This window comes from Caulobacter endophyticus, from assembly GCF_003116815.1.
GTDB classification, from domain to species: Bacteria; Pseudomonadota; Alphaproteobacteria; order Caulobacterales; family Caulobacteraceae; genus Caulobacter; species Caulobacter endophyticus.
This window is the reverse complement of the sequence record NZ_QDKQ01000031.1, coordinates 23,084-34,640: the sequence shown is the minus strand read 5'-3', so window position 1 is coordinate 34,640 and position 11,557 is coordinate 23,084. Positions and strand designations below refer to the sequence as shown.

General features: G+C 68.4%; 14 protein-coding genes. 6 read left to right on the top strand and 8 right to left on the bottom strand.

What is annotated here, in order from left to right; translation table 11 throughout:
• Nucleotides 1–13: 13 nt before the first annotated feature.
• On the top strand, nucleotides 14–382 hold the full coding sequence (locus DDF67_RS07395; RefSeq protein WP_101711412.1) for a response regulator: 369 nt from the start codon (nucleotides 14–16) through the stop codon (nucleotides 380–382).
• A 6-nt stretch (nucleotides 383–388) separates the two neighbouring features.
• Entirely contained in the window at nucleotides 389–1,753 is a 1,365-nt protein-coding gene (locus DDF67_RS07390) for a PleD family two-component system response regulator (protein WP_109100255.1), read from the top strand.
• A 7-nt stretch (nucleotides 1,754–1,760) separates the two neighbouring features.
• On the opposite strand, the gene DDF67_RS07385 is transcribed toward DDF67_RS07390, so the two are convergent.
• The 4 genes from DDF67_RS07385 to DDF67_RS07370 all read right to left on the bottom strand — a co-directional run bounded on the left by DDF67_RS07385 (nucleotide 1,761) and on the right by DDF67_RS07370 (nucleotide 4,036).
• Complete coding sequence (locus DDF67_RS07385) at nucleotides 1,761–2,516, bottom strand: glutaminyl-peptide cyclotransferase (protein WP_332888318.1); 756 nt, start codon at nucleotides 2,514–2,516, stop codon at nucleotides 1,761–1,763.
• A gap of 90 nt (nucleotides 2,517–2,606) precedes the next feature.
• Entirely contained in the window at nucleotides 2,607–2,774 is a 168-nt protein-coding gene (gene rpmG / locus DDF67_RS07380; RefSeq protein ID WP_004620056.1) for a 50S ribosomal protein L33, read from the bottom strand.
• A gap of 81 nt (nucleotides 2,775–2,855) precedes the next feature.
• On the bottom strand, nucleotides 2,856–3,299 hold the full coding sequence (locus DDF67_RS07375) for a DUF6265 family protein (RefSeq protein WP_109100254.1): 444 nt from the start codon (nucleotides 3,297–3,299) through the stop codon (nucleotides 2,856–2,858).
• A 2-nt stretch (nucleotides 3,300–3,301) separates the two neighbouring features.
• Nucleotides 3,302–4,036, bottom strand: a complete 735-nt coding sequence (locus DDF67_RS07370) for an NUDIX hydrolase (protein ID WP_109100253.1) — start codon at nucleotides 4,034–4,036, stop codon at nucleotides 3,302–3,304.
• A gap of 120 nt (nucleotides 4,037–4,156) precedes the next feature.
• Between DDF67_RS07370 and DDF67_RS07365 the strand changes: the two genes are divergently transcribed.
• Nucleotides 4,157–5,461, top strand: a complete 1,305-nt coding sequence (locus tag DDF67_RS07365) for an amidohydrolase (protein ID WP_408608595.1) — start codon at nucleotides 4,157–4,159, stop codon at nucleotides 5,459–5,461.
• Between the two features lie 195 nt (nucleotides 5,462–5,656).
• Nucleotides 5,657–6,565 carry an Hsp33 family molecular chaperone gene (locus DDF67_RS07360; protein WP_109100252.1) on the top strand — a complete coding sequence of 303 codons (909 nt, stop codon included), beginning with the start codon at nucleotides 5,657–5,659 and terminating at the stop codon, nucleotides 6,563–6,565.
• 61 nt (nucleotides 6,566–6,626) lie between these two features.
• Here the strand turns inward: DDF67_RS07360 and DDF67_RS07355 are convergent, their stop codons facing one another.
• From DDF67_RS07355 to metZ, 4 genes are all read right to left on the bottom strand, one after another.
• Complete coding sequence (locus tag DDF67_RS07355) at nucleotides 6,627–6,902, bottom strand: hypothetical protein (RefSeq protein ID WP_109100251.1); 276 nt, start codon at nucleotides 6,900–6,902, stop codon at nucleotides 6,627–6,629.
• 94 nt (nucleotides 6,903–6,996) lie between these two features.
• Nucleotides 6,997–7,635 carry a hypothetical protein gene (locus tag DDF67_RS07350; protein ID WP_109100250.1) on the bottom strand — a complete coding sequence of 213 codons (639 nt, stop codon included), beginning with the start codon at nucleotides 7,633–7,635 and terminating at the stop codon, nucleotides 6,997–6,999.
• A gap of 75 nt (nucleotides 7,636–7,710) precedes the next feature.
• On the bottom strand, nucleotides 7,711–8,175 hold the full coding sequence (apaG, locus tag DDF67_RS07345; protein WP_109100249.1) for a Co2+/Mg2+ efflux protein ApaG: 465 nt from the start codon (nucleotides 8,173–8,175) through the stop codon (nucleotides 7,711–7,713).
• Complete coding sequence (metZ, locus tag DDF67_RS07340; RefSeq protein ID WP_109100248.1) at nucleotides 8,156–9,340, bottom strand: O-succinylhomoserine sulfhydrylase; 1,185 nt, start codon at nucleotides 9,338–9,340, stop codon at nucleotides 8,156–8,158. Before metZ ends, apaG begins: the two co-directional genes overlap by 20 nt.
• A gap of 220 nt (nucleotides 9,341–9,560) precedes the next feature.
• Here metZ and DDF67_RS07335 point away from each other — a divergent pair, with 220 nt between their 5' ends.
• Both DDF67_RS07335 and DDF67_RS07330 read left to right on the top strand, forming a co-directional pair.
• The gene (locus DDF67_RS07335; RefSeq protein WP_109100247.1) at nucleotides 9,561–10,589 is read left to right on the top strand and encodes a 2'-deoxycytidine 5'-triphosphate deaminase; all 1,029 of its coding nucleotides are present in this window, start codon (nucleotides 9,561–9,563) and stop codon (nucleotides 10,587–10,589) included.
• A 74-nt stretch (nucleotides 10,590–10,663) separates the two neighbouring features.
• Nucleotides 10,664–11,539, top strand: a complete 876-nt coding sequence (locus tag DDF67_RS07330) for a TraB/GumN family protein (RefSeq protein ID WP_109100246.1) — start codon at nucleotides 10,664–10,666, stop codon at nucleotides 11,537–11,539.
• The last annotated feature ends 18 nt before the right edge of the window (nucleotides 11,540–11,557 follow it).

Sequence of the window (11,557 nt, the reverse complement as noted above, 5' to 3'; positions counted from 1 at the left end):
GGTCGGGGTCAGGATGACGAAGAAGGTCCTCATCGTCGAGGATAACGAGCTGAACATGAAGCTCTTTCATGATCTGCTCGAGGCCCAGGGCTACGAGACCCTGCAGACCCGTGAAGGGCTGCAGGCGCTGTCGATCGCCCGCGAACATCGCCCGAATCTGATCCTCATGGACATCCAGCTGCCCGAGATCTCGGGCCTGGAAGTGACCAAGTGGCTGAAAGAGGACGACGATCTGTCACATATCCCCGTCGTCGCCGTTACGGCATTTGCGATGAAGGGCGATGAAGAGCGGATTCGCGAGGGCGGCTGCGAGGCCTATATCTCGAAGCCGATCTCGGTGTCGCACTTCCTCGACACCATCCGCCGACTGCTGGAGAGGTAACAGGCCGTGAGCGCGCGAATCCTCGTCGTCGACGACATCGAGGCCAATGTGCGCCTGCTCGAGGCCAAGCTTTCGGCCGAATATTATCAGGTCTCCTACGCCTATGACGGCCCGACGGCCTTGGCCAAGGCGGCCGAGGAACTGCCCGACATCATCCTGCTGGACGTGATGATGCCCGGCATGGACGGCTTCACCGTCTGCCGCAAGCTCAAGGAAGACGCCGCCACCCGCCATATCCCGGTGGTGCTGGTCACGGCGCTGGACGGCCGCGCCGACCGCATCCAGGGCCTGGAGGCGGGCGCCGCCGACTTCCTGACCAAACCCATCGACGACGTCATGCTGTTCGCCCGCGTGCGCAGCCTGACCCGCCTGAAGATGGTCATCGACGAACTGCGCCAGCGCGAGGCCTCGGGCCGCCGCATTGGCGTTATCGCCGGCGCCGCCGCCCGCCTCGACGGCATCGGCGGGCGGGTGCTGATCGTCGACGACAACGAACGCCAGGCCCAGCGCGTGGCCTCCGAACTGGCGGTCGAGCACCGTCCGGTCATCGAAACCGACCTGGCCAAGGCCGAGATCAGCGCCGGCGGGCCGGTGGACCTCGTCATCGTCAACGCCGCCGCGCGTGGCTTCGATGGCCTGCGCTTCGCCGCGACCCTGCGTTCCAGCGAGCGCACCCGCCACCTGCCGATCCTGGCCGTGGTCGATCCCGACGACCGCCCGCGGATGGTCAAGGCGCTGGATATCGGCGTCAACGACGTTCTGCCGCGCCCGATCGACCCGCAGGAACTGGCCGCCCGCGTCCGCACCCAGGTGCGCCGCAAGCGCTACACCGACTACCTGCGCAACAATCTCGACCATTCGCTGGAGCTGGCCGTCACCGATCCGCTGACCGGCCTGCACAACCGCCGCTACATGACCGGCCAGCTGTCGGCCCTGGTCAACCGCGCCACCATGGGCGGCGACCCGGTCTCGGCCCTGCTGATCGACATCGACTACTTCAAGAAGATCAACGACGGCTTCGGCCACGACGTCGGCGACGAGGTGCTGCGCGAGTTCGCCCTGCGCCTGGCCTCGAACGTCCGCGCCATCGACCTGCCTTGCCGCTATGGCGGCGAGGAGTTCACGGTGATCATGCCCGACACCCAGCTGGCCGACGCCGTTCGTATCGCCGAGCGCATCCGCATGCACGTGGCCGGCTCGCCGTTCCGCGTGGCCGGCGGCCAGGAAATGCTGACGGTGACGATCTCGGTCGGCGTCTCGGCCACCACCGGCGCTGGCGACAGCCCCGAGGCCCTGCTCAAGCGGGCCGACAGCGGCGTCTACGAAGCCAAGGCCGCCGGCCGCAACGCCGTGGTCTGCAAGGCCGCCTGAGCGCCGCCTACTTCGCCACCTTGATCTCGAACAGCCACGGCCAGAACTTGCCCGTGACGAAGACGCGATCGGCCTTGGCGTCATAGGCGATGCCGTTCAGCACGTCGGCGCGGGCGGCCTCCTGCGGCGTCAGCAGGCCCGACAGGTCGAGCCGTCCGACCACCTTGCCGGTCTTGGGATCGATGCGGACGATCTGGTCGGTCTGCCAGATATTGGCCCAGACCTCGCCCTTGATGAATTCCAGCTCGTTGATCTGGTCGACGGGCTTGCCGTCGTCGGTGACCTTAACCCGGCCGGTTTCCTTCAGGGTCTTGGGATCCAGGAAACGCAGCTCGGCGGTGCCGTCGCTCATGATGATGCGGCGGTCGTCCTTGGTCAGGGCCCAGCCCTCGCCGGTGTAGCTGAAGGTGGACTTGACGGCGAAGGTCGTCCGGTCGCGCACGAAGCCGACGCCGTTCCGCCAGGTCAGCTGAACGATCTCGTCGCCCCAGTCGACGATCCCCTCGCCGAAGTACTTGGGATCAAGGCTCGCCTGCTGCTGCACCGCGCCGGTCTCCAGATCCACCTTGCGCACCCAAGAGCGGCCTTCAAGCCCCGTGCTCTCGTAGAGCTGGCCGTCGCGCACCAGCAGGCCCTCGGTGAAGGCCTGGCGGTCGTGGGGGAAGGTGCGGACCACCTCGTAGCTCTGCACCGGCGCTGGCTGGGCGCAGGCGGGCAGGGCGGCGGCCGTGACGGAGAAGACGAGGGCGAGGCGAACGATCACGCGGAAATCCTGGGCTGGAGACCGGAAAAACAAAAACGCCCGACGTTGCCGCCGGGCGTTTTCGAGAATCGTCGGTGCGACGAGGCGATCTTACTTGATCTTACCTTCGCGGAATTCGACGTGCTTGCGCACGACCGGATCGTACTTCTTCAGCACCATCTTTTCGGTCTTGGTGCGGGCGTTCTTCTTGGTGACGTAGAAGAAGCCGGTGTCCGCCGTCGAATTCAGGCGGATCTTGATCGAAGCCGGTTTGGCCATGGTCGTATCCCTGCGGTGGTCGCGCAGGTCTCCGCGCGGTCGAAATGAGAGGCGCGGAACATACGCATGAACGGGGCAAAGTCAATCGGCGCCTGAACATCGTTTGTAGGGGAAGTCGGCCGACCGCGCCTTGCCGTCGATTTCGCCCTCGATCCGGCCCAGAAGGCCGTCCGCGCCCTGGCTTTTGTAGATCACGCGCTGGGGAAAGTCGTGGGCGGGATTCTCGAACACAAGCTCGCCCGGAGCGGCGCTCTTCAGCGGAAAGGCCGCCGGCGGCTGGCTGGACGGCATGGCGAAGAAGGTGAGTCGCCCGTCGGCCTCCTGGATTCGGGTGAACTCATAGCTGCGGGCCTTGCCGTCGCGCACCGTGCGGCTCATGCCCAGCATCATGCCGCCGCCGGGCGCCAGCCACTGCTCCTCGACCGCGCCGTTTTGACGCTCCTGCCGCCAGCAGCCGGCCAGGAAGGCGGCCTGGTCGATGGTCGGGGCCGGGGCGGCCTGCAGGGCGATGAGGAGGGCGAGCATGATCAGAGCTCCGTCATCACCGCATTGCCCCGCAGGAAGCGCATGAACGGCGCGGGGCGGCTCGGATCCTTCATGCGCAACCCCGTCTCGCGCAGCACCATGCGGGTGATGCTGGGCAGATCAAGGTCGCGGGTCTCCTCGAAGCTGACCCAGGCGATCTCGTCCAGCTCGCCGCAGTCGGGCTGCGGATCCAGGCTCAGCAGGGCGCTGGCCGGGGCCATGAAGAAGCGGGCGTCGAAGCGGCGCGGGCGATAGGGCGGGGTGATGGCCCGGGCCACGAAGCTCAGGGGCGACAGGTCGGGCAGGGCGCCCTGGGCCAGGAACGGCCGCCAGGCGCCGGCGCCTGGTCTTGCCGGCGCGGGCCTGGCCAGCAGCAGGCCCGTCTCCTCGAAGGTCTCGCGCACGGCCGCCAGGGCCAGGGCGCGGGCCAGCCGCGCGGGCGAAGGATGACGCGGCTCGGCGGCCAGGCGCGTGGCCACCTCCGGAGCCAGCTCCGTGGCCGAGGGCGCGCCGTAGTCGCCCCGATCGACCCGGCCGCCGGGAAACACCCATTTGCTGGCCATGAAGGCGTGGCCGCGATTGCGTCGTCCCATCAGCACCCGGGGCGCGGGGCCGTCGTCGCGCACCACGATCAGGGTGGCGGCATGGCGCGGACGAATGACGCCCGACGCCGGGTCCAGCGCTTCGCCATCGTCCTTTGAATCGAAGGTTGGGGAGTCGAATGCAGGCTCGGTCATGGACGAAGCTTAGTCTTCGCGACGGTTCTGCAAAGCCGTTCGTTAGGTAAAGCGCGCCCGCCCTTGACCCCGCCCCGGGAACCGCCAAGCTCGCCGCAAAGTCTTCTCTAGGAGTCGGGAATGGGCGTGCGCGCGAAGGTTTCGGTACTGTCCCTGATGGCGGCCACGGCGTTTTCGGCGCCCGCTCTGGCCGCGCCGGCCGCAGCCAAGGTCGAGGCGGCGGCCAAGGCGGCCCAGCCCAAGGTGGTGGCCTGGCGTCGAGACGTTCACGAGCATCCCGAGCTGGGCAACCAGGAAGTCCGCACCGCCGCCCTGGTGGCCAGGGAGCTGAAAGCGCTCGGCCTGGAAGTCCGCGAAGGCGTCGGCAAGACCGGCGTCGTGGGCGTGCTCAAGGGCGGCAAGCCCGGCAAGGTCGTGGCCCTGCGCGCCGACATGGACGCCCTGCCGGTGCTGGAAAAGACCGGCCTGCCGTTCGCCTCCAGGGCCACCGCGACCTGGGAGGGCAAGACCGTCCCGGTGATGCACGCCTGCGGCCACGACACCCACGTGGCCATGCTGCTGGGCGCGGCCACGGTGCTGGCCGGCATGAAGAACGACATCGCCGGCACGGTGGTCTTCATCTTCCAGCCGGCCGAGGAGGGGCCCCAGGCGGGCGACGAGGGCGGCGCCAAGCTGATGATCGCCGACGGCGCGCTCGACAACCCCAAGGTCGACGCCATCTTCGGCGTCCATATCGGACCCGGCGACGCCCACGCCCTGAACTATCGCCCCGAAGGCTTCTACGCCGGCGCCGACCGCCTGACGATCACGGTCAAGGGCAAGCAGACCCACGGCGCGCGCCCCTGGGCGGGCATCGACATGGCCAGCATCTCGGCCGACATCGTCCAGGCCCTGAACCAGATCGCCGCCCGCCAGATCGACGTCGGGACCTCGCCGACGGTGCTGACCATCGCCACCATCAACATGGGCGTGCGCAACAACATCATCCCCGAAGACCTGGTGATGAGCGGCACCCTGCGCACCTTCACGCCCGAGCGTAAGGCCGAGGTGATCGCCAAGACCCAGAAGGCCGTGGCCGCCATCGGCGACCGCTATGGCGCCAAGGCCGAGGCGGTGTTCACCCAGCCCTATCCCGTCACCTGGAACGACGCGTCCCTGTCCAAGTGGGTGAAGGCCTCTCTGGAAAAGGCCTCGCCCGGCAAGGTCGACGACCAGGCCGCCCTGGTCACCGGCGCCGAGGACTTCTCCCTCTACGGCCAGAAGGTCCCGGCCGTCTTCGTCCAGCTCGGTGGCCGCAAGGCCGACGTCCCGGCGGCGGGGGCTCCGGCCAACCACTCGCCCTATTTCGACATCGACGAGGCGGTGCTGGAGACGGGGGTCAAGGCCGAGGTGTTCATGGCCCTGGATTACCTGGCGAAGAAGTAGGGGAAAGGAACCTCCCCCTGTGGGGGAGGCGGCCGAAGGCCGATGGGGGGCCGTTTTCAGCTTCCGAGACGCTGGCCGATCTCACACCAATTCCCCCCACCGATCGCTGCGCGATCGCCTCCCCCACAGGGGGAGGTTCCTTGTGCACGAGGCGCCCCCTCGCATTTTCCCACAAACCCCCTATCTAACCGCCCCATGACCGACGCCGCCCCCCAGATCCTGTCCGACGACCTCGTTTCCGCCTTCCAGATCGAAGGCTTGCCTGTGCGCGGCCGCGTGGTGCGGCTGGGCGAGGCGGTCAACGAGGTGCTGACCCGCCATTCCTATCCCGAGCCCGTGGCCAACCTGCTGGGCGAGGCCTGCGCCCTGGCCGCCCTGGTCGGGTCCAGCCTGAAGTTCGAGGGCCGCCTGATTGTCCAGGCCCAGGGCGACGGCCCGGTGCGCTACGTCGTGGTCGACTACGACACCACCGGAGGCCTGCGCGGCTATTGCCGGTTCGACCCCGACGAGGTGGCGGCCGTCTCGGAAGGCTTCGCCCGTCCAGGCGCCAAGACCCTGCTGGGCGGTGGCGTCTTTATCATGACCCTCGACCAGGGCGCCGACATGGAGCGCTACCAGGGCGTCACCGCCATCGAGGGCGAGAGCCTGGCCTTGTGCGCCGAGCAGTATTTCATGCAGTCGGAACAGATCCCGACCCGCGTGCGTCTGGCCGTCGGTCAGGTCGACACCGGCGAGGGCCTGACCTGGCGCGCCGGCGGCATTCTCATTCAGACCATCGCCGGCGACGAGACGCGCGGCGAGACCAAGGAGGCTTGGAACCACGCCCAGGCGCTGTTCGAGACCACGGGCGAGGACGAGCTGATCGACCCGACCGTGCCGACCACCACCCTGCTGTGGCGTCTGTTCAACGAGGACGGCGTGCGCCTGATCGACGAGAAGCCGCTGCGCGCCTTCTGCCGCTGCTCGGAAGAGCGGATCGGCGTGGTGCTGCAGTCGTTCTCGCCCGAGGAGAAGGCCGAGATGATCGAGCCCGACGGCAAGATCCACGTGACCTGCGAATACTGCTCGAGGGTCTACGCGCTGGAGCCCGACGGCGAGGCCTGAGCCATGGGAACCTCCCCCTCTGGGGGAGCTGTCGCAGAGCGACCGAGGGGGTCTTTTCCCGTCAGTGCCGCCCTATGACGTATTCGTGCGTCAGGTCTAGATCCAGGCGCACCGAGCCGGCGGGCGGTTCGCCGTTTTCCAGGTGTGGCCGCTCGCCCAGCACCAGATAGGCCTGGGCGTTCGGTTCCAGATTGTTGAAGCTGATCTTCGAAGAGCCGCCGGGCGGGATCGTCCGCGCCAGGCTGACTGGCCTGCTCGGCGCCTTCTGAAACACCATGACCGTCGAGTTCTGGACGTCGTCGCTCTGGTTGATGAGGGTCAGCTCATAATCGGCCACGCCGCAACCTCCCTATGTGTTCGCGGTCTGTCGCCGCTGGGGGAAGTAAACGCAGAACATCGTTACTTGGCAACGGCGCCGTTGGGCGTGCGCCTCAGCTGTAGGTGACCGAGAAGGTTCCGTCGGCCTGCTGGATGACGGTGGCGGTGGTCTGCGCCCGTCCGGTGAAGTCGATCTCGGCGGTGACGCTGGCCAGCGCCACGTCGACCACCTCGCCCGGCTGATAGTCTCCCACGGCCACGTAGTAGGTGTGTATCGGACGGATGCTGCTGACCATGTTCGGCAGGGCCGGGAAGGTCATAACGGGGACGGGGATCGGCGTGGCGCCCATGCGCGCCATCCCCAGCACGTAGCCGTTGCTTGGCGTGAAGTCCGAGCCCGTGACGATCGCGAACGACCCCGGCTGGGCCGAGCCTGGGCTGGTGACCGTGGTGAAACCGGTCGGCGAGCCGCCGCTGAAGGCGACCGTGTCCGTGGTCTGGGTGTCCACCTGGGCCACCCCGCCGCTGAGCGCCTGGCTGCCCACCGGCGCCTTGCTCCAATAGGCGTAGACGGTCTCGTCGAAGGTGATGCGGTCGAAGCCGCCATTGGTCACGCTGGCGAAGGTCGCCCAGGCGTTGGTGTAGACCTGGGGCGAGCCGGCGTTCGCGGCGAGGTCGGGCTGCTGCAGGAACAGCACGTAGCTCCTGGCGGCCTGGGACTGGTTCCAGATCTGGATCGTGTAGGACGTCATCGCTCTCTGTTCCCCCATCGAGAGAGCGATGACATACAGTCTCAAGGTTGCGTTTTTGGAAACGCGATCCTTGCGTCAGTTCACCCGCCGCGAGGCGCCCGGCAGGTGCAGCGAGAACTCGGGGATCTGCGCGTCGAAGGCCTCGCCGGCCTCGGTCACCATCTGGTAGCGGCCGACCATCGTGCCCGACGGCGTCGGCAGCGGGCAGTTGGAGACGTAGCGGAACGCCTCGCGCGGCCGCAGTTCCGGCTGTTCGCCGACCACGCCCGAACCCTCGACCTCGTTGCTGCGGTTCAGGGCGTCGGTGACCTTCCACCAGCGGGCGACCAGGTGGACGGTCTCCACGCCGTGGTTCTCGATCTCCACGGTGTAGGCCCACAGGTAGAGGCTCTGCTCGGGAGACGACTCCTCGGGCAGGTAGCAGGGGGCGACCCGCACGACGATGTCGCGCGTGCGGGCCTCGTAGATGCCGGTGTCGGGGCCGCGACGCCGACGGATCCGCTTCAGCGGCGGGCTGGACTCACGCCTGGTCGAGCGCACGGGTCACGTCTCGCGTCAGGTCGGACAGGCTTTCGAGGCCAACGGACAGGCGCACGCCGCCTTCGACGACGCCCAGCAGGGGGCGCATCTCCTCGGGCACCGAGCGGTGCGTCGTGGTCGGCGGGTGGGTGGCCATCGACTTGGCGTCGCCCAGGTTGTTGGAGATGTCGACGATCTCCAGCGCGTTCAGGAACTTGAAGGCCGCCTCGCGCGAGCCGAGGTCGAGGGCGATCACGGTGCCCCCGCCGGTCATCTGCTTCCTGGCGACCTCGTAGCCCTTGTGGTCGGCGCGGAACGGATAGAGCACCTGCGTCACCTTCTTGTGCTCGGCCATCACGTCGGCCAGGGCGGCGGCGGTGTCGGTCTGGCGGCGCACGCGCAGGTCCAGCGTCTCCAGGCCCTTGAGCATCACCCAGGCGTTGAACGGCGACAGCGACGGGCCGGTATGGCGCATGCTGTCGCGATAGAATTCCTCGTTGATCGCGTCGGTGGTCAGGATCGCCCCGCCCAGCACCCGGCCCTGACCGTCGATGTGCTTGGTGGCCGAATAGACGACAACGTCGGCGCCCAGCGCCAGCGGCTGCTGGAAGATCGGCGTGGCGAACACGTTGTCGACGATGACCTTGGCGCCGACGGCGTGGGCCAGCTTCGACACCGCGGCGATGTCGGTGATCTCCAGCACCGGGTTCGAGGGCGTCTCGATCAGCACGGCCTTGGTGTTCGACTTGATCGCCGCTTCCCAGGCCGACAGGTCGGTGGCGTCGACGAAGGTGGTCTCGACGCCGAAGCGCGGCAGCCACTCGGCGATCAGCCAGCGGCACGAGCCGAACAGGGCGTTGCCCGCCACCACGTGGTCGCCCGCGCGCACCAGGCCCATCAGCGCCGAATGCACGGCGGCCATGCCCGTGGCCGTGGCGCGGCAGACCTCGGCGCCTTCCAGGAGGGCCAGGCGGTCCTCGAACATCTTCACGGTCGGGTTGTTGAACCGCGAATAGACGAAGCCCGGATCCTCGCCCGAGAACCGGCGGTCGGCGCCCTCGGCGCTGTCGTAGGTGAAGCCCTGGGTCAGGTAGAGCGCCTCGGCGGTCTCCATGAACGGCGAACGGGCGAGGCCTCCACGGATCAGCTTGGTGGCGACGTCCCAGTTCTTCGGATCTTCGGACACGGCTTACTCCCGACGACGAAAAGGCCCGCGCCCGCAACTTACCGCCGACGCAATCGCGGTGGGTATAGGCGATCTTTCACCGCTTCGTCACGGTCCGAGCGCGCCGGGCGAGCGCGGGGACGGTCAAGGTCGCCTGGCGGGCGTGGACAGCGCCCAGATTCTCGCCTGCGCTCCCATCGCGCCCTTGCCTCGCGGCGGCGCTTTAGAGAGTGTGCCGCCGATGACCGACGCCCACGCCGCAGGGATTCTGCCCTGCCAGACCATCGAGTCCCTGATCGCCCAGGAGGCGATCACCTCGCAGACCCCGTTCGACCGCGACCAGGTTCAGCCGGCCAGCCTCGACCTGCGCCTGGGCGTGCGCTGCTGGCGCGTGCGGGCCTCGTTCCTGCCGGGCGTCGCCCGCCGCGTGCCCGACCGCCTCAAGGACGTGGCCATGCACGAGCTGGACCTGTCGAAGGGCGCGGTTCTTGAGAAGGGCTGCGTCTACATCGCCGAGATCCAGGAGCGCCTGGCCCTGCCGGCCAATGTCGCCGCGCGCGGCAACCCCAAGAGCTCCACCGGCCGGGTCGACGTCTTCGTCCGCTTGCTGAGCGACCACTCCAAGGCCTTCGACGACATCGAGACCGGCTACGAAGGCCCGCTCTATATCGAGATCGCGCCGCAGACCTTCTCGGTGCTGGTCCGCGCCGGCACCCGCCTGAACCAGCTGCGTCTCAAGCGTGGCGATCCGGTCAAGCTGGCCATCAAGAGCGTCGGCGTCGACCTGACCCCGGGCGACAGCGGCATCGTCGGCTTCCGCGGCCGTCGCCACGCCGGCGTCGTTGACCTTGACCACGAGGACGGCCACGACCCGCGCGACTTCTGGGAGCCGCTGGAGACCCGCCACGGCGAACTGCTGCTCGATCCGGGCGAGTTCTACATCCTGGCCTCGAAGGACGACGTCGAGATTCCGGTCATGGAGGCGGCCGAGATGACCCCGATCGACCCGTCGGTCGGCGAGTTCCGCGTCCACTACGCCGGCTTCTTCGATCCGGGCTTCGGCACCGAGGAGGCCGGCGCCGTCGGCTCCAAGGGCGTGCTTGAGGTGCGCAGCCACGAGACCCCGTTCCTGCTGGAGGACGGCCAGACCGTCGCCCGCCTGGTCTATGAGCCCCTGACCGAGCGGCCCGCGCGCCTCTATGGCGAAGGCGGTTCGCACTACCAGAGGCAGGGCCTGAAGCTTTCCAAGCACTTCAAGCCGTGGCGTTAGGCCGCGGCGCTTTGCGCTCGCCTGGTTAACCCGCTCTCGCCTAGCGTGGTCCCGTGTTTTAGTCGGGGACGCGTATGGTTGTGGCCTGGATCAGGAGCGCTGCGGCGGCCCTCGTCGCGCTGGCGGGTCTGTCGGGAGTCGCGCATGCGGCGCCGGCCATGTGGGAGGTCAGCGACGGCGACTCCCGCATCTATCTGTTCGGTTCGATGCATGTGCTGTCGCCGCAGGTGCGCTGGCGCACGCCGGCCTTCGACCGCGCCTATGCCCGCGCCGACAAGCTGTGGTTCGAGACCCGCGTCGACGCCGACCCTGTGGCCATCAAGGCCCTGGTCGACCGATATGGCGTCGATCTCGACCGCTCCCTGACCGAGAAGCTGCCGCCGCGCACCGTGGCCAGCCTGCGTGCGGCGCTCGACAGCCGCGGCGCCAGCCTCGACCGCGTCGACCGCCTGCGGCCCTGGGCGGCGGCTATGATGCTGTCGGTGCTGCCGATGACCCAGGCCGGGGCCTCGGTCGAGGGCGGGGCCGACGCGAGCGTCACCCGCCAGGCCGTGCGCGCCGAGAAGCCCGTCCTGGCCTTCGAGAGCTTCGAGCAGCAGCTGCAGCTGTTCGCCGACCTGCCCGAGACGGTCGAGGTGCAGTATCTCGACGACGTCGCCGCCGAGCAGGTCGCGCCGCCGCGCCGGGGCTTGGATTTGCAGCAGGCCTGGCTGAAAGGCGATGTCGACCGCCTGGGCGCGATCCTGGTCGAGGGCATGCGCCGTGACCGGCCGGAGCTCTACGAGGCCCTGCTCAAGCGTCGCAACCTGGCCTGGGCGCAGGTGCTGGATCGCGAGATGGCGGGCTCCGGCGTCGAGCTGGTCACGGTCGGCGCCCTGCACATGGCCGGTCCCGACGGCCTGCCCGCGCTGATGAAGGCGCGCGGCTACCGCGTGCGGCGGGTGCAGTAACCGCCCGAACCGTTGCAT

What these genes read in the sequence shown, in the direction of transcription:
- rpmG (WP_004620056.1), bottom strand. Translation starts at nt 2,774, where the DNA reads ATGGCCAAACCGGCTTCGATCAAGATCCGCCTGAATTCGACGGCGGAC.
- DDF67_RS07370 (WP_109100253.1), bottom strand. Translation starts at nt 4,036, where the DNA reads ATGACCGAGCCTGCATTCGACTCCCCAACCTTCGATTCAAAGGACGAT.
- DDF67_RS07335 (WP_109100247.1), top strand. Translation starts at nt 9,561, where the DNA reads ATGACCGACGCCCACGCCGCAGGGATTCTGCCCTGCCAGACCATCGAG.
- DDF67_RS07375 (WP_109100254.1), bottom strand. Translation starts at nt 3,299, where the DNA reads ATGCTCGCCCTCCTCATCGCCCTGCAGGCCGCCCCGGCCCCGACCATC.
- DDF67_RS07365 (WP_408608595.1), top strand. Translation starts at nt 4,157, where the DNA reads ATGGGCGTGCGCGCGAAGGTTTCGGTACTGTCCCTGATGGCGGCCACG.
- DDF67_RS07360 (WP_109100252.1), top strand. Translation starts at nt 5,657, where the DNA reads ATGACCGACGCCGCCCCCCAGATCCTGTCCGACGACCTCGTTTCCGCC.
- DDF67_RS07395 (WP_101711412.1), top strand. Translation starts at nt 14, where the DNA reads ATGACGAAGAAGGTCCTCATCGTCGAGGATAACGAGCTGAACATGAAG.
- DDF67_RS07330 (WP_109100246.1), top strand. Translation starts at nt 10,664, where the DNA reads ATGGTTGTGGCCTGGATCAGGAGCGCTGCGGCGGCCCTCGTCGCGCTG.
- DDF67_RS07350 (WP_109100250.1), bottom strand. Translation starts at nt 7,635, where the DNA reads ATGACGTCCTACACGATCCAGATCTGGAACCAGTCCCAGGCCGCCAGG.